This window comes from Paraburkholderia madseniana, from assembly GCF_009690905.1.
GTDB lineage: Bacteria > Pseudomonadota > Gammaproteobacteria > Burkholderiales > Burkholderiaceae > Paraburkholderia > Paraburkholderia madseniana.
On the sequence record NZ_VOSW01000101.1, the window covers coordinates 16,509 to 33,461 of the forward strand.

Sequence of the window (16,953 nt, forward strand, 5' to 3'; positions counted from 1 at the left end):
GTCGCCAGCAAAAAGGCCAGAGCTTCTGCTCTGGCCTTTTTGTATCGGACGGTGACTTTGGGCGATGTTTAGCCCGCGAGGCCGCGCTTGATGACCTCGTTCAGCAGCCCGCTCATACCTTCCGGATGCGTGGCGGCCCGTTCTTTCAGCTCCGCGACCAGGTCGCCATTCAGCTTGCAGGCGAACGCGACGAGGCCCTGCGCCTGATCGAGCTTGCGTTGTTCGCGGCGGTCGAGCTTCGGGTCGGCGGCAGCGGCTTTGCCGAAGCGGTCGGCGGTCGACAGTTTCATTGCGTTGTTCAGCTTGAGTGCCTTGTTCTTTTCAAGGTCGGTCTTTTTCATCGCCATACGGAAGGCCTCTGCCAGATAAGTAATCCCGCATTGTACGCATCGCGCCGCGCGACGAGCGAGCGGCGCCGATTCCGCACCCGAGCGGCGTTGGCGCGGTGCTCAGACCGTGTGGCGTCTGAGACGTCGAGCGGCGTTCAAATCGGCGGTTCCGGCGCGCCGGCCACGCTGTCCATCAGCGCACGCATGCGTTGCCAGTGCGTGCCTTCCCAGAACACTCGGCGGCACACGTCGCAGGTGACGAACTGGTTATGCCGTTCCAGCACGCCATCGGGCGCCCGATCGCCGACTTCATCTTTGGCGATACGCCGCAGCGGCGCATTGCACATCAGACACAAACGGAACGGCTGCGCGCTGCCGGCCAGATCGAGCCGTTCAAACACTTCGCGCAATTGCTCACGCGGCCGCAGTGTGCGTACGTAGCAGCCATGTGTGATGGCGCGGCGTTTTAATAGCTCCCGATCGCGTGTCAGTACGATGCGCTGTTGTGCTGCGGCGAGCGCTTCGATATCTGCGTCGGGATAGTGGTTGTCGTACAGCGTGTCGAAGCCGGCAAGCCGCAGCAGCGGCGCGAGACCGCCCAGATGCGCATCGGCAATGAAGCGCACCACGCGCAGCGGATGTTCGCGCACGCGCAATAGTGGCTGGATGTCGAGCGCTTCAAACTTCGGATAAACGGCGATGCGATCGCCGTCCGAGAGCGGATGATTGAAACCGACCGACTCGCCGTTCACCAGAATCAGTTCGACCTCGGTATGCGGCACGCCGAGCACTTCGATCATATGTTTCGCGGTCGCGCCGCGCGCGCAGGCGCAACTGAACGCGCGCCGGCGCAGGGGCCGGGCGAGAAAATCGTTCAGCTCCTCATAGAAGCGGAATGTCGCTGTGACCATCGCATCAGTATCGCACCGTGTTTAATTGCGCGCTGTCCTGCACGTGTCGCATGGGTGTGCTTTACTTCCAGTTCTTTAGAAGACGGAGCGACAGATGGACATCGGTTTTATCGGTCTCGGCGAGATGGGCGCCGCGATGGTTGCAAACATTTTGAAAGCCGGGCATCAGGTGCGCGTGTGGAACCGCTCGCCGGAACGCGCGCAGCCGCTCGCCGACGCAGGTGCGCGGGTCGTCGCGACGCCCGCCGAAGCGTTTGCGGGCGACGCCGTGTTCTCGATGCTCGCCGACGATACCGCACTGCGCGAAGTCATCACCGCATCGCTGCTGGAACACGCCCCGCGCGGCCTGATCCACGTGAACATGGCGACGATCTCGGTGGCGCTGGCCGAGGAACTGGCGACGGCGCACGCCTCGCGCGGCGTCCATTACGTCGCCGCACCGGTGATGGGGCGGCCCGACGTCGCGGCGGCGGGCAAGCTGACGATCGTAGCGGGCGGCCCGGCCGAGTCGATCGACCGCGTGCAGCCGATTTTCGACGCCATCGGCCAGAAAACCTGGCGCATCGGTTCGCTGCCGCAACAGGCGAACGTGATGAAACTCGCGGCTAACTTCATGTTGGGCGCGGCGGTCGAGACGCTCGGCGAGGCGGCCACGCTCGTGACCGGCCACGGCCTCGCAATGCAGGATTTCCTCGACGTCATCACGAGCGGCCTGTTCCCGGGACCGGTCTATTCGGGCTACGGCAAGTTGATCGCGGAGCAGCGCTACGAGCCGGCCCTGTTCAAGGCGCGCCTCGGGCTGAAGGACCTCCGCCTCGCGCTGGCGGCCGCGGACGCGGTCAACACACCGCTGCCGATTGCGAGTGTCGTGCGTGACAGTCTGATCGAAGCGATAGCGCATGGCGACGGCGAGAAGGACTTCGCGGTGCTGGGCCAGGTGGCGGCACGGCGGGCAGGGCGCTGAGCGGGAGCTTGGGGCGCCGCGCTTTACGGCGCGCCCCGGTTTTCGTAGCGGAGCCCGGACTCGGCTGCTGGGCTGGCGTGCTTCGCCGTAAGGTTGCAGCGCTTGCGCGCCGAGATTCGCGCGATGGGAGTGTCGCTGCGGATTCGCCTAGGCGGGCATAATGGCCGTCAGATCCCTATTCACTTCGATTCCCAATGAGCCTGCATACCTGGTGGCTGTTCGTCGCCACTGTTTTCGTCGTTTCCGCGATTCCCGGTCCGAACATGCTGCTGGTGATGACGCACGGCGCCCAGCACGGCCTGCGCCGTTCCAGCGCGACCATGGCTGGCTGCCTTTCGGCGCTTGTGTTGATGCTGGCGGTGTCGGCGGCCGGCCTCGGCGTCTTTCTCGCGGCTTGGCCGACGATGTTCAACGCACTGCGGATGATCGGTGCGGCGTACCTCGTCTATCTGGGCATCAAGGCGTGGCGGGCGCCGGCTGACGAAGGTGCTGCGGGCGCGGTCGACGAACTCTCCGTCAAACCCGCGCGTTCGCGCTTCGCTCTGTTTCGCAATGGCTTCCTCGTGGCGGGCAGCAACCCGAAAGCCATCCTGTTCGCTGCCGCGCTGCTGCCGCAATTCATTGATGCCGCGCAGCCCAAGCTGCCGCAGTTCGGCGTGCTCGTCGCTACTTTCGCGGTCATCGAGGTGAGTTGGTACCTCGTGTACGCCGGTTTCGGCACGCGAATTGGGGCCAGGTTGAAGAGCCGCAGCGTTGCCAGGATGTTCAATCGTCTGACGGGTGGAGTGTTCGTCGGCTTCGGCGCGATGATGGCGCTGGTGCGCCACTAGGCGAACGGCTGACTCGCGCGTGCGCAGTCAACGCCGCTCGCAAAACGTTGCGAGAGTTGTTGTGCCTATACAACGCCGAGGGTCAACCCTAATTTGTATGTTGCGACGCACCAAATGATTTGCTATAGTTCGTCTTGTCTCCTCCATGTCTCCTCTGATATGGATTCAGCCCGCCGGCTTAGGCGGGCTTTTTTTTGCCCTGAATTTCCAGCGTCCCCCAGAAAAGACAACGCCGGCTGACCCTCCGCGGGGCCGCCGGCTTTGTCGTATCTGCGTCGAACTCAGAACTTGTAGGACACGGCCAGGAACGAAATGATCGGATCGGCTTTCAGCTCTGCCTTCGAGACACCCAATTCCGTGCCGTCCGCCGCCTTGATGATGACCGACGAGGTGGTCTTCAGCGGAATGTACGTGACCGAAGCCACAAGGCCCCAATGATCGGTGATGTTGTACGAGAGACCCGCGTTGAACACCGGCTGCCAGGACGACGACGCCTTCGCCGACACCTGCGTCTGTCCGGGCTTGCCCGCGCCGGCGGCCAGCACTGAGCCGAGATTGTTCTGCGTCGCGGTCACGAAGTTCTGGCTCAGTTGAACGTCGGAGAACCAGTTATACGACACGCCGATACCCACGAACGGCCTGAAATGGGCCGTCGGCGCATTGAAGTAATACTGGAACAGCAGTGCCGGGCTCCATTGGCGCACGCTCTTCACGATCGGATTGGCCTGCGGATCGCCCAGGTTCTGCTGACCGAGTGCGCCTGCCGGTCCCGGCGGCTTGACGGTGCCGTGCCCGTAGAGCTTGAAAACCGGTGGTACGCCCGCCACTGTCGACACGGCGATGTGATCGGTGAGGTAGTGGCTGAATACGAGGCCGACGGTATTGGCCGTACTGGTCGACAACCCCGTGCCGGAAGACGTGAACGAGCTCGGCAGACGCAGCGGTGTATTGATTGGCGTCGGGGCGACGGTGGTGGTCAGCGGCGTGCTCGAATCCTGCGGCATGACGTGGAACCAGCCGAGCACGGCGACGTTGTCGCCGGCGTGTTGTGCGTGCGCACTGACCGACAGGCAAGCGGCCAGTAGCGCGAAATAGATTTTTTTCATGTTGTTCCTCCCTGGGGCGCGCGTTGCGTTCGTCTCGCGCGGCGAGCGACGGCGGCCTCGCGGCCCAGCCGGTGCGCTGGATACTGGGTGGACGCCGGCTGCTGCGCTATTGCTGTGCGCAGCAGCCGGGACGCGAACGCCTCGTTGCGTGTCGGCGGCGCGTGCTGCGTCCATTACTGGACGAAGGCGCCGATCGTGAAGTACGGCGAGGCCGCGTTGGTCAGATCGAGGTAGCCGAACACGCCACCCGTGAAGATCATCTTTCCGGTCGGCGTGGTGCCCGTCGAGGCGCCCACTTGCGTTGTCGTCACGACACCCGGCACGGTCTGCGTGAAGCTCAGATTCAGCGCCGTCGCAAGCGATGCCTGTGATGGGTTGAACGGATCGAGCAGCGTGGCCTGCACGCCTTCGAGCGCGGTGGTGCGATAGTCGAACTGGCTATCCACGCCGATGTACTCGCCGTTTTGTGAGTTCACCGCGATCGAGCTTTGCAGCGCCAGAATCGAGATGCCCGATTCATCGTCCGCGTACGGGCCGAGTTCGCCATTCACCGGCGTTGTCACCGACGAGTTCGCCGCGCCGGTTCGCACCAGGATCGGCACCACCTGATTGCGCAGCTTGCCGACGATCATGTAGCCGCGCGCCTTGGGCGTCGTGGCGAGCGTCGGTTTGGCCTGGCCCAGGAACTTGTCGGTTTCGAATGCGCCGCTGCCGTCCGACGACTGCACGAAGTTCGTACCCGGCTGTTGGCAGGAGCCCGCGTTGACACCGGAGTTGTCGCACTCGGTCCATGTGCCGTCCGCGTTGATCGTGATCTTCGTATCGACCGCGACCGGCGCGAAGTTCTGCGACGGAACCTGGTGATAGCCGAGCTGGTTATAGGTGCCGGCCACGTTCGCGAGGTTCGTTTCAATCGACGAGAAGCCGATGAACGGGTAGTACGGGAACTTGGTGTCGGGTACCGCGCCCACGCCGAGAATCCCGGCGAACGAAATTTCCGCCCCCGGGATCGTGCCACCGGCCACGCCTTCGCCCACAAAAATCCGCGCCGGACGATTCGGGTCGAGGCTCGCGCCGTTCAGGCGGAAGGCACACTGATTGAGCTTGTTGGTCGGCAGCTGGGTTTCCTGCGTCAGCGTGCCGCTTGCGCTCTGGCCGGCGCGAGTCGGCGCGACGGTGCCGTTGGTCGCCGGGATCGGCGACTCGATGTAGTTGATCTGCCAGGTCATCTTGGTCGTGTCCATCTGCAGCTTGACCAGTTCACCGTCACCGCCGCCGCCCGTGAACACCGTGCCGTAGTCGAGCGACGCAGGACACAGGCGAACTTCCGTTACCGGTCCATCGCCGTTGCCGCCACCACCACTGCATGCCCCCAGTAACGGTGCTGCAAGAGCGAGCACCGAAAGGATTCTCCATTTCATACCGCCTCCAGAATTTTCTCGTTGTGTGTGGCCGGCTCCCAGTCCTGCCACCTTTTTGCTCTATTTATGTCTCGTGCTGCGAATACCCGGTCCTTCGTTCCTTATTTGCTGATCCGAGCGCCGATGCCGAAGTAGGGGGCGTTCGGCGTATCCGAATTGGCCGACGTCGACGTGATGCCGCCGTTGACGGTCCCTTGAATTTCGATCGCGTACAGTCCGCCCGAGGCGATCGCCAAACCGGTCTGGCCGTTTGCTTGCTGGACGCCGACCAGTCCTGGGCTCGGCAGACCGTAGCCCAGACCGAAGCCGTCTTCCGCCGCGGAAGTCGACGGATTGATGAAGGTGCCCACGCCTCCCTGGATCAAAGTCGCGGTCGACTTGAAGTTCGAATCCGCGCCGACATAACCGCCGTCGAAGCCGCCCGACGCGAGCGGTGTGGCTGCGGCGAGCATTGCAATGCCTGATTCGTCATCGACCGATAGGGTGGCGATTTTGACGTGCCCGGTGCGAACCACCAGCGGCACTGTTGCGCCATTGACCTGACCGATGATCATGTGAGCTGTGCCGGATTTGTCGGTACGCAGCGGCGCTGGATTGCCACCATTGACGATTTGCGGCGGGGTCGCGCTGTCGAAATAGCCGTTGCTGTTGAGTGTGAGTGCGGCGCCAGTCGTCAGACAGCCACTTGAACTCGACGATGTACAGTTACCGCTCGCATCGAACGTCTCCACCGAGGTGGTGGCAACGGTTTCGTAATTCGCGGTCGGCGAGAGGTGATAAAGCAGGCCGTTGTAAGTGCCTGGCAGCTTCGTGATATCGGTTGTGGTGCTGGCGAAGCCGAGGAACGGGTAAAAGTCGAAATGACGCTTGTTCACGGCGCCGATGCCTAAGCCCAGTGCGCCGGCGTATTGCACCGTTGCGCCTGGAATGCCGCCGCCGGCTACGCCTTGGCCCACGAGGATCGTCGGCGGATTCGGATTGTTCACGAAGTCGGGCGTCGTGTAAGTGGTGCCATCGGAGGCGGTGCCGGTGCCTTTGCCAAGAATGAATGCGCAACGCGTCTGTTCCGCGGTCGGCAGCGCGCCGGTCGGCGGGTGGATCACGGCGCCCGTGATTTGCGTACCGGCTCGCGTGACTTCGACGCTTGCACTCGTCAACGGAATCGGCGACTCAAGCCACTTCAGCGTGTACGTCATCGCAGTCGCGTCGATGTTCACCTGCACGACTTCGCCACTACCAGCGCCACCGAGATACGTCGTTTTAACGATGTCGGCAGTGGCCGGACACAACGCAGTAGTACCGGCGTTCGAAGTCGGCGGACCTTGCACGCCGCAGCTCGAGCCCGAGCATTGCGGTGCGCTGATCGTGCCGGGATTGTCGGCCTTGCCGCCGCCACAAGCGATGAGGAATGGGGCCGTGGCGATGGCCATCGCCAGGCCTCGAGTAATGCCGTGCGACATGCTGCTGTCTCCCTTCATGTAATTGTGCGAACTAATTTCGCTGCGCAGTTAATGCCTGTCAATTGAATGAGCCGTCTAAAAAGACCGATTCAAACAGTGCATTTTTTGCCGGACGCGCACTACGCGGGGCCCGGGGGCCCTTTTAAACAAAAAAGGAATTTTTGCTTCGACGGCGGCGCCGTTGCTTCGCCGCACATCCTTGCCAGGTAAGCGTTACAGCAAAATGGCTCTATCATCTTCGAACGACCGTTCGAGAAAATATCCGGAGTTTCCCTATGTGGAAAACTATGCTGTGCGGGTCAATTTGAGGAATGAATTACCGTCAGTTGATGAGCAGTCCGATTTTTCTTTTTAAAGTAATGCGGGCTACTACTGATTAACTGCGAAAGAGGAATTCTGAAGGCGGGTTTTTAAAACAGAAAAGCCGGTCTGGAAAGACCGGCTTTTTTGGGCGGATTGACAGCGGATGCCGTCTGTATCTCGAACTTGCTCAGCGTTTCAAGCCGGCTTCTTCGTCGGCGCCGATCGCGAGGTTCATGCACTGGATTGCCGCGCCCGATGCACCCTTGCCGAGGTTATCGAGGCGCGCGACCGTCACGAAGCGCTCTTCATTGCCGAACACGAACAGGTCGACACGGTTGGTGTCGTTGTTCGCCTGTACGTCGAAGAAGCCGCTGTCGAGGTTTGCTTCCGCGTCGAACGGCGCGACGTTCACGAATGCCTCACCCGCGTAGTACTCGGCGAACAGCGCCTGTACGTCTTGCGGCGTGGCCTTCTTGGCCAGTTGGTTCGGCGAGAAGAACGTGGTGACCGCGAGACCCTTGTAGAAGTCGCCGACGATCGGCGTGAACACCGGTGCCGACTTCAGGCCCGTATGCGCCGCCATTTCCGGCAGATGCTTGTGCGTGAGGCCGAGTGCGTAAGGGCGCGGGCTCTTGAGCTTGTCGTTACCGCCGACTTCGTAGTCGGCGATCATCTTCTTGCCGCCGCCGCTGTAACCGGTGATCGAGTAAGCGTGCGCGGCGAACTCCGGCGCTACGACGCCTGCTTCGACGAGCGGACGCATGGCCAGCACGAAGGCCGATGCATGGCAGCCTGGCACGGCGATGCGTTTCGCCGTGCGCAGACGCTCGCGTTGCGAGTGGGCCAGTTCGGGCAGGCCGTAGGCCCAGTCGGCTGATGTGCGGAAGGCCGTGCTGGCATCGATCAGCACGGTGTGGTCGTTCTCGACCAGCGAGGCCGACTCGCGCGAGGCGACATCCGGCAGGCACAGGAATGTGACGTCCGATGCGTTGATGAGACGACGGCGTTCTTCGAGGTCTTTGCGCTTCGCTTCTTCGATACGCAGGATCTCCACGTCGGCGCGTTGCGACAGGTATTCGAAAATCTTCAGGCCGGTCGTGCCTTCCTGTCCGTCGACAAAAACTTTCGTGCTCATCTCGATCTCACTGGCTTGCTGGAAACGGGGCGCGACACCGCGCCGGAACGCTATTTTAAGACGTGATGGCAGTGGGTGTGCGAAACGGGGTGAAAAAACGACGATGCGCGCCGAAAATGACATCGGCATGACCGGTTACGCGACAGATGCAAGCCGATGCTAGTGGGTTCCGAGCAAATTAGCGGCGCTTGCCAAGGGGCGCACAGCACGCATTCTGGCGAGCGCCACGCCCAACTCGAGTGCGTGCGATTTGGCTGCGCCTTCCCGGCGCGAGCCTTCGGACGCTGCGTTATCGAACCCCCGCGTTCCACCGCGTCGTCACGTCCGCGACGCGCTTGCCGAACATCCGGGCCGTTTCGAGATCGCCGGCGGGCGGCGCCTCTTCCGGCGACGCATCCGCGGGGGACTGCGCCAGCAGCCCGGTAAAGCCTCCCACGTAGTTCAGGTCGTTCCGCGTCGCCGCCTTGGTGTTCGACGGCATCATGCCGGTGCCCACCCAGATCATGCTGTGTTGCATCGCCAGCGTGACGAAGTACTGGATCGTCGAAAACTTGTCGCCGTTCATGGTCGCCGAGTTGGTGAAGCCGGCCGCGATCTTGTCCTTCCACGTCTGGCCGAACCACGGTTTCGAACTCGCGTCGGCAAATTTCTTGAAGTCTGCGGACGGGCCGCCCATATAGGTCGGCGCGCCGAAGATGATGGCGTCGGCGGCCGCCAGTTCTGTCCAGGCCGCGTCGTCGATCTCGCCGACCGGCATAAGTTTCGCGTCCGCGCCGGCTTCGAGCGTGCCGGCCAGCACGGCTTCGGCGACTTTCTTCGTGTGGCCGTAGCCGCTGTGATAAACGATGACGATTTTCGACATAGCACTCTCCGGCAAGATGAAAAAGCAGAGGTAAGTACGGCAACGGTGCAAGCGCATGTAGCGACGCGACATCGACAAGCATCGCCTGCGCCGCCCTGTTGCACATTAGCGTGCGCGGATGACAGAAATTCCGCGGCGGCAATACGATGCAAGCCGTGCGCCCATCAATGTGTCGACCCACGGCGCGACTTGCCCGGGCGCGGCACCCGGCGCCGTGTGAGTCGCGTGTCGGCTTGCAGCCGATGCAGTTCGAGTCAGATGTCGACGGGCGCTGCTACCGCCCGTAGCTCACCACCATCCGCGCACTGCCGAGCGTGGCGGTGCTGATCTCGTGATCGAACATGAGCGCCGGGCGTCCTTGAGCGAGGCGCAGGTCCGCGGTGCTGAGCGCATAAACGGTGACGGTATAGCGATGAGGTTTGCCGGGTGGCGGGCAGGGGCCACCGTAGCCGTCGATATCGAAGTCGTTGCGTGCTTCGACCGCGCCGAGTTTCTTCAGGAAGCCCGACGAGCTGGCGTTTTCCGGCAAGCTGTCGACGGTGGCCGGAATGGCCGCCACGGCCCAGTGCCACCAGCCGCGGCCGGGCGCATCCTGGTCGAATATCGTGACCGCGAAGCTGCGTGTGCCGGCCGGCGCATCGTGCCACGTCAATTGCGGCGAGCGATTGCCGCCTTTGCAGTCGTCCTGATTGAAAACCTGAGCCGTATCCACGGTACCGCCCGCGCGGAAGCTGGCGCTGGTCAGCGTGAACACACCCTCGGCGAATGCGTCAGGACAATGCGCCGCGAATAGCGCGAGACCCAGCATCGCGCAGGTGAGGGACGGCATACGGCGGAATGGCGAAGCAAGCGAAACAACCAGGCAACGCGAGCGCATGTGCCGGTTCTCCTGTCAGGGCGCGAGGCGGTTGTCCTCGCGAGGATTATTGTCCCTATTTTGTGCCCCAGGGTCGAATCAAGTCTAACATTCGCTTTGCGACGGATCATTGTTGCCGCCGGCGGGCTTGGCGGACGCGAAATCGGCTATAGTCGGAGGAATTATTCGCGCGAATACAGGCGCGTGTCCGATCAGTTCAAGTACCAAGAATAGAAAGGTATGTCAGAAGTTTTGGAGAGTGGTTTATCTGTCGAGGGGAGGGCAATGCAAGATCCAGTCAGGGTCGTGGTCGCCGACGACCATCCGGTGATTCTGTTCGGCGCCGAACAAGCTTTGCTCAAGTTTCCAGGCCTGCAGGTCGTCGCGCGCGCGCGACAGTCAACCGAACTGGTGAAGGTGCTGCAAACCGTGGCGTGCGATGTGCTCGTCACGGATCTGGCCATGCCAGGCGGCCAATACGGTGACGGTTTGCCGTTGATCGGCTATCTGCGCCGCAATTTTCCCGACCTTCCCATTGTCGTGCTGACGATGCTGGAAAACGCCGCGTTGCTCAAACGGTTGAGCGAACTCGGCGTGACGTCGGTCGTCAACAAATCGGACGATCTGAGCCACATTGGGCTCGCGGTGCAGCACGTCAGTCGCAACCTGGAATACATGAGCCCGTCGGTCAAGGCGTCACTCGATACGCTGCGCATGAATGCCGGCGGCAAGAACGAATAAGTGATGCTGTCGCGGCGCGAACTCGAAGTGGTGCGCCTGTTCGTGTCCGGCATGACGATCAAGGAGATTGCGGAGCAGCTCAATCGCAGCATCAAGACGATCAGCACGCAGAAGAACACGGCAATGCGCAAGCTCGGCATCGATCGCGATTCGGAGTTGTTCCAGTACGCGCAGAGCAACGGCTTGCTGAATCTGTCGTCGCATTCGGTCGACGATACCGGCAGCGCGCCCTAGGCGCGGTCGTACTTTCGTCCGGCCGGACGAGCTCGATAAAAAAGGCCGCCTGTCCATCGACAGGCGGCCTTTTCATTCCATCCGGGTCAAGCGGCTGCGCTTACTGCGGCGTCGCGTTGGCGCCGCCGTGTGCCGCGGACCATTCGGCCGGCGCGTGCAGGAATTTTTCCACTTCGTCGAGTGTCTTGGCATCGAAGTAGTTGTTGGCCTTGGCGACCCGCAACACGTCCCACCACGTGGCAAGCGCGTGCAGATCGACGTCGATGTCTTTCAGCACCGACACGCTTTCCTTGAAGATGTTGTAGTGGAACAGCACGAAGCAGTGGTTCACCGTTGCGCCGGCAGTGCGCAGCGCGTTGATGAAGTTGATCTTGCTGCGGCTGTCCGTGGTCAAGTCTTCGACCAGCAGGACGCGTTGACCTTCGGTCAGCAAACCTTCGATCTGCGCGTTGCGGCCGAAACCCTTCGGCTTCTTGCGCACGTATTGCATCGGCACCATCAGGCGGTCGGACAGCCATGCCGCGAACGGGATGCCGGCGGTTTCGCCACCGGCGACCGCGTCGATCTGCTCGTAGCCGACGTCGCGCAGAATGGTGGCTTCGGCCATTTCCATCAGGCCACGACGCACGCGCGGATACGAGATCAGCTTGCGGCAGTCGATATAAACCGGGCTCGCCCAGCCGGACGTGAAAATGTACGGTTTCTCCGCGTTGAAGTGCACTGCTTGCACTTCCAGCAGCATCTTGGCGGTCGTGTCGGAGATCGTCTGGCGATCGAAGCCTGTCATGGGCGGATCCTTGGGTGTGAGCGAGGAGAAGCGGGCGCGAGGCCCGGTGGCGCAGCAAGCTGGGTATACCGCGCCATGATGGGCGGCGCCTTGATAGGCAAATACGCAACTGGTCAGTGGAGTGCAGGCCAGTTTTTGCTGCGCGCGTAGCCCGACATTTTACCCGAAACGGCCCCTCCCGAGGAGGCCGTCGTGCGTGCCGGCAGCGAATGACGGTCATAAAGGCGGCGCTGAACAGGGCTTGTGCGGTTCGTCCAGAGCCCTATTGCTGCTGCGTTCCGGGCTGTTTTTCGGTCTGCTTTTTGGCCTGCTTTTTGGCCCGCTTGTGAGCGGCCTGGCGCGCCTTTACACTCACGCGAATTTGCTGGGCGCTTGCAGGGTTGCTGCTTCCATGTCCTACGGAATGCTTTCAATGACTGTCGCTTCTTCTGCCACCGAGACCCGTGAACCCGCCAGGAGCGGCTATGCCGGCCGCGCGCTGGTCGCTTCGGTACTTGGTTACGCGATGGACGGCTTCGATCTGCTGATCCTCGGTTTCATGCTGCCGGTGATTGCCGCCGATCTGCATCTGAATTCCGCGCAGGCAGGCTCTCTCGTGACGTGGACGCTGATCGGCGCGGTAGCCGGTGGCCTGATTTTCGGCGTGTTGAGCGACTATTTCGGCCGCGTGCGGATGTTGACGTGGACGATTCTGATCTTCGCCGTCTTCACCGGACTGTGTGCGCTGGCGCAGGGTTATACCGACCTGTTGGCCTATCGGACCATTGCAGGCATTGGCCTCGGCGGTGAGTTCGGCATCGGCATGACGCTGGTGGCCGAGGCGTGGCCAGCGTCGCAGCGGGCGCGCGTGTCCTCCTATGTCGGGCTGGGGTGGCAACTCGGGGTGCTGGCGGCCGCGTTGCTGACGCCGCTCCTGCTGCCGGTGATTGGCTGGCGCGGTATGTTCGCGCTTGGATTACTGCCTGCCGTGGTGTCGTTTTTCGTGCGGCGCAGCGTCGAGGAGCCGGCGCTTTTTACCGAGCGCGTCGCACGTGGAATGCGCAAGCTGCCGCTCAAATTGCTGGTGGCCGACGGACGTACTACGCGCGCCAGCATCGGCGTTGCGATTCTGTGTTCAGTACAGAACTTCGGCTATTACGGTCTGATGATCTGGCTTCCGAGCTATTTGTCGAAGACGTTCGGTTATTCGCTGACCAAGTCCGGCGTGTGGACCGCCGTGACGGTGCTCGGCATGGCGTGCGGTATCTGGCTGTTCGGCATGGCCGCCGACCGTTTCGGCCGCAAGCCGACGTTCCTGTTCTACCAGGTCGGCGCGGTGGTGATGGTATTCGTCTACGCCCATCTGACCACGCCGATGACGCTGCTGATCGGCGGCGCGGCGATGGGCGTGTTCGTCAACGGGATGATCGGAGGCTATGGTGCGCTGATCTCCGAGCTTTATCCGACCGATGCGCGCGCCACCGCGCAGAACGTGCTGTTCAACGTCGGCCGGGCGGTCGGCGGTTTCGGGCCGGTGGTCGTAGGCGCATTGGCCGCACGCTATTCGTTCGGCGCCGCGCTCGCTTTGCTCGCGTCGATCTATCTGCTCGACATCTTCGCGACACTCTTTCTGATCCCCGAACGACGCGGCGCCGAGCTCGAATGACATGTGCGTGACTCACGCCTGACCCATGCTTGACCTCGGCATGCGGCACGTGCGGTCCCCCGCTCAATGGCCGGTCCATGCCCGCCAGATGCGGCGCTGCAGCATTGCTGGCCGGTGTTTCGCCGATGGCGAGCCATGTTAACCACTCAGTGCATCGACGCGTTCGGGGTGTACACTAACCGACCCGCGTAGCACTCCGCACCGTCTTGCCCTCCGCTGAGGTTTGACGCCGCGCTCAACCGGCGCATGCGAAAACCGCCGCAGTCGATTATCCGTTCGATAGATGCAAGCGATGCCAACGGTGCGGTGTGCCGGGCCCAATTACTTACGTCTCGCAGGCTAAAAAATGGACGAACAACTTAAGCAAAGCGCTCTCGCCTACCACCAGTTTCCGAAGCCCGGCAAGATTTCGGTCACGCCTACCAAGCCACTGTCGAACCAGCTCGACTTGTCGCTCGCGTACTCGCCGGGCGTCGCCGCGGCCTGCATGGCGATCTACGAAGACCCGCTCGACGCGCAGAAGTACACCTCGCGCGGCAACCTCGTCGGTGTGATCACGAACGGTACAGCCGTGCTCGGTCTCGGCAATATCGGCCCGCTCGCTGCGAAGCCGGTGATGGAGGGCAAGGGTTGCCTGTTCAAGAAGTTCGCCGGTATCGACGTGTTCGACATCGAACTCTCCGAGTCCGACCCGGACAAGCTGGTTGAAGCGATCGCGATGCTCGAGCCTACGTTGGGCGGTATCAATCTCGAAGACATCAAGGCGCCTGAGTGCTTCTACATCGAAAAGAAGCTGCGCGAGCGCATGAAGATTCCGGTCTTCCACGACGATCAGCACGGCACCGCGATCATTGCTTCGGCGGCGATCCTGAACGGCCTGAAAGTGGTCGGCAAGAAGCTCGACGAAGTGAAGCTGGTGTGTTCGGGCGCGGGCGCGGCTGCCATCGCGTGTCTGGATCTGCTGGTGAATCTGGGCCTGTCGAAAAAGAACGTGCTGGTCACGGACTCGAAAGGCGTGATCTACGAAGGCCGCGGCAATCTGGATCCGTCGAAGGAACGTTACGCGGCGAACACCGAAGCGCGCACGCTGGCTGACGCGATTCGCGGCGCTGACGTGTTCCTCGGCTGCTCGAGCGCCGGCGTGCTGAAGCCGGAAATGGTCGTCGAGATGGGCACCCAGCCGCTGATTCTGGCGCTGGCGAATCCGGAACCGGAAATCCGCCCGGAAGAAGCGAAGAAGGTGCGTCCGGACTGCATCATCGCAACGGGCCGTTCGGACTACCCGAACCAGGTCAACAACGTGCTCTGCTTCCCGTTCATTTTCCGCGGCGCGCTGGATGTCGGCGCAACCACAATCACGGAAGAAATGAAGCTCGCGTGCGTGCGTGCGATTGCGGAGCTGGCAGAAGAAACCGACCAGGGCGATGAAGTCGCCAAGGCGTATGAAGGTCACTCGCTCGAATTCGGTCCTGACTACCTGATTCCGAAGCCGTTCGATCCGCGCCTGATCATCAAGATCGCGCCGGCTGTCGCGCAAGCCGCGATGGACTCGGGCGTTGCGACCCGTCCGATCAAGGATATGGACGCGTACCGCGAAGAACTCGGCACCACCGTGTACCGTACCGGCATGGTGATGCGTCCGGTGTTCGCCGCGGCGAAGTCGGAAGTGGCGCGTATCGTGTTCGCCGAAGGTGAAGACGAGCGCGTGCTGCGCGCAGCGCAATTCGTGCTGCTGGAAAAGATTGCCAAGCCGATTCTGGTCGGTCGTCCGTCGGTGATCGAGATGCGTCTGAAGAAGATGGGCTCGAAGCTGAAGTGCGGTGAAGACTTTGAGGTTGTCGATCCGGAAGACGATCCGCGCTATCAGCAATGCTGGCAGGCGTATCACGAACTCGGCGCGCGCGAAGGCGTCACGCCGGACGTCGCGAAGGCCGCGATGCGCAAGTTCAACACGCTGATCGGCGCGATCCTCGTGCGCCTTGGCCAGGCCGACGGCATGATCTGCGGGATGATCGGCCAGTACCACGCGCATCTGAAGTTCATCGAACAGGTGCTGGGCAAGGCAGACAACGTGCAGAACTTCGCTGCAATGAACCTGCTGATGTTGCCGGGCCGCAATCTTTTCATCTGCGATACGTACGTGAATGAAACGCCGACCGCCGAACAGCTCGCCGACATGACGATGCTGGCTTCGCGCGAAATCGAAAAGTTTGGCATCACGCCGAAGGTTGCGTTGCTGTCGAATTCGAATTTCGGCAGCGCGCCGTCTTCGTCGTCACAACGTATGGCCGCAGCTCGCAAGCTGATCGCTGAACGTGCGCCTTCGCTCGAGATCGACGGTGAGATGCACGGTGACGCGGCATTGTCGGAAGCCGTCCGCAAGGCCGCATTCCCGGGCACGACGCTGACCGGTGAAGCGAACCTGCTGATCATGCCGAACGTGGAAGCGGCAAACATCACGTACAACCTGTTGAAGATGATCGGCGGCGAAGGCGTGACGGTTGGTCCGTTCCTGCTGGGCGCTGAGAAGCCGGTGCACATCCTGACGCCGGCTGCGACCGTGCGCCGGATCATCAACATGACGGCGGTGGCTTCGGCAAACGCACGCAAGGGGTGAGCGCGCAGTCATGCGGACAGGTTGATGGTTGAAGCGACGCCGCGCGCATTGCGGCGTTTGCGGTAAGTCTGTGAGAACGCCACGGAAGTTGATTCCGTGGCGTTTTTTTATGTGTGCATTCTTGTTCTGATGGCCGTTGGTCTGAGAAATTCTTATGGAGCTAAGCGAGCTTTAAGAATGCTCCTATTCGATTCGCTGTGACACTTTTGTAAAGTTACTTCTGAGGCGCAGCACAACGCGATGGCAACGGAACAGTCGGCTGGTCAATCCTTTGCATCGAGTCAGGCGCTGCGTTTCCTCTGGTGTTGAGAAGTTCGTAGTGGCTGTAGTAGTTCTGATGGTGAAGACAGTAGTACCAATGGGTTGCAGTACTGGTAGTAAGTGTGTGTTGTTGTAGTTGGTAGTTGGTAGTTGGTAGTTGGTAGTTGGTAGTTGAAGTGGCGGTTGGTAGTTGAAGTGGCGGTTGGTAGTTGAAGTAGCGGTTGGTAGTTGAAGTAGCGGTTGGTAGTTGAAGTAGCGGTTGGTAGTTGAAGTGGCGGTTGGTAGTTGAAGTAGCGGTTGGTAGTTGAAGTAGCAGTTGGCGGTTGAAGTAGCAGTTCGTAGTTGTAGTAGCTGTCTGGTAGTTGTTTGTTTTTGGTTGGTTGTTGTTGTGTTGTAAGCGCTCGATTTGTACCGTCTGTTCGTGGCGGCGGGAGGGGTGCAATCTGATTCCCATCAGATTTGATGGGAATCAGATTGATGAAGCAAATGGC

The 16,953-nt window shown here is 61.6% G+C and carries 14 protein-coding genes and 1 pseudogene; 5 read left to right on the top strand and 10 right to left on the bottom strand.

Features of this window, described 5'->3' with window-relative positions:
• Positions 1–68 precede the first annotated feature (68 nt).
• Positions 69–347 carry a hypothetical protein gene (locus FSO04_RS36425; protein WP_154566336.1) on the bottom strand — a complete coding sequence of 93 codons (279 nt, stop codon included), beginning with the start codon at positions 345–347 and terminating at the stop codon, positions 69–71.
• 137 nt (positions 348–484) lie between these two features.
• On the bottom strand, positions 485–1,240 hold the full coding sequence (locus FSO04_RS36430; protein WP_154566337.1) for a Mut7-C RNAse domain-containing protein: 756 nt from the start codon (positions 1,238–1,240) through the stop codon (positions 485–487).
• Positions 1,241–1,334: 94 nt separating this feature from the next.
• Between FSO04_RS36430 and FSO04_RS36435 the strand changes: the two genes are divergently transcribed.
• Complete coding sequence (locus FSO04_RS36435; RefSeq protein ID WP_154566338.1) at positions 1,335–2,204, top strand: NAD(P)-dependent oxidoreductase; 870 nt, start codon at positions 1,335–1,337, stop codon at positions 2,202–2,204.
• Between the two features lie 194 nt (positions 2,205–2,398).
• Positions 2,399–3,034, top strand: a complete 636-nt coding sequence (locus tag FSO04_RS36440; RefSeq protein WP_154566339.1) for a LysE family translocator — start codon at positions 2,399–2,401, stop codon at positions 3,032–3,034.
• 281 nt (positions 3,035–3,315) lie between these two features.
• Here FSO04_RS36440 and FSO04_RS36445 read toward each other — a convergent pair whose 3' ends face one another.
• The 6 genes from FSO04_RS36445 to FSO04_RS36470 all read right to left on the bottom strand — a co-directional run bounded on the left by FSO04_RS36445 (position 3,316) and on the right by FSO04_RS36470 (position 10,198).
• Positions 3,316–4,140: an OmpW/AlkL family protein gene (locus tag FSO04_RS36445; RefSeq protein ID WP_154566340.1), complete on the bottom strand. Its 825-nt coding sequence runs from the start codon at positions 4,138–4,140 to the stop codon at positions 3,316–3,318.
• Positions 4,141–4,313: 173 nt separating this feature from the next.
• Positions 4,314–5,561 (bottom strand): DUF2957 domain-containing protein, encoded by a 1,248-nt coding sequence (locus FSO04_RS36450; RefSeq protein WP_154566341.1) that lies wholly within the window; start codon positions 5,559–5,561, stop codon positions 4,314–4,316.
• A gap of 101 nt (positions 5,562–5,662) precedes the next feature.
• Positions 5,663–7,021, bottom strand: coding sequence for a DUF2957 domain-containing protein (locus tag FSO04_RS36455; RefSeq protein WP_154566342.1), 1,359 nt, complete (start codon positions 7,019–7,021; stop codon positions 5,663–5,665).
• 490 nt (positions 7,022–7,511) lie between these two features.
• Positions 7,512–8,459 carry an N-acetyl-gamma-glutamyl-phosphate reductase gene (argC, locus tag FSO04_RS36460; protein WP_154566343.1) on the bottom strand — a complete coding sequence of 316 codons (948 nt, stop codon included), beginning with the start codon at positions 8,457–8,459 and terminating at the stop codon, positions 7,512–7,514.
• 289 nt (positions 8,460–8,748) lie between these two features.
• Entirely contained in the window at positions 8,749–9,321 is a 573-nt protein-coding gene (locus tag FSO04_RS36465; protein WP_154566344.1) for a flavodoxin family protein, read from the bottom strand.
• 274 nt (positions 9,322–9,595) lie between these two features.
• Positions 9,596–10,198 carry a YbhB/YbcL family Raf kinase inhibitor-like protein gene (locus FSO04_RS36470; protein WP_154566345.1) on the bottom strand — a complete coding sequence of 201 codons (603 nt, stop codon included), beginning with the start codon at positions 10,196–10,198 and terminating at the stop codon, positions 9,596–9,598.
• 264 nt (positions 10,199–10,462) lie between these two features.
• Here FSO04_RS36470 and FSO04_RS36475 point away from each other — a divergent pair.
• Positions 10,463–11,152 (top strand): annotated as a pseudogene (locus FSO04_RS36475) (response regulator).
• 100 nt (positions 11,153–11,252) lie between these two features.
• On the opposite strand, the gene FSO04_RS36480 reads toward FSO04_RS36475, so the two are convergent.
• Positions 11,253–11,939, bottom strand: a complete 687-nt coding sequence (locus tag FSO04_RS36480; RefSeq protein ID WP_154566346.1) for an orotate phosphoribosyltransferase — start codon at positions 11,937–11,939, stop codon at positions 11,253–11,255.
• A 412-nt stretch (positions 11,940–12,351) separates the two neighbouring features.
• Here FSO04_RS36480 and FSO04_RS36485 point away from each other — a divergent pair, with 412 nt between their 5' ends.
• Together FSO04_RS36485 and FSO04_RS36490 are read left to right on the top strand one after the other, a co-directional pair.
• Positions 12,352–13,584: an MFS transporter gene (locus FSO04_RS36485; protein WP_154566347.1), complete on the top strand. Its 1,233-nt coding sequence runs from the start codon at positions 12,352–12,354 to the stop codon at positions 13,582–13,584.
• Between the two features lie 346 nt (positions 13,585–13,930).
• Positions 13,931–16,201, top strand: a complete 2,271-nt coding sequence (locus FSO04_RS36490) for an NADP-dependent malic enzyme (RefSeq protein WP_154566348.1) — start codon at positions 13,931–13,933, stop codon at positions 16,199–16,201.
• 281 nt (positions 16,202–16,482) lie between these two features.
• Here the strand turns inward: FSO04_RS36490 and FSO04_RS47260 are convergent.
• On the bottom strand, positions 16,483–16,953 hold a 471-nt coding region (locus FSO04_RS47260), incomplete at its 5' end, for a hypothetical protein (RefSeq protein WP_206753083.1).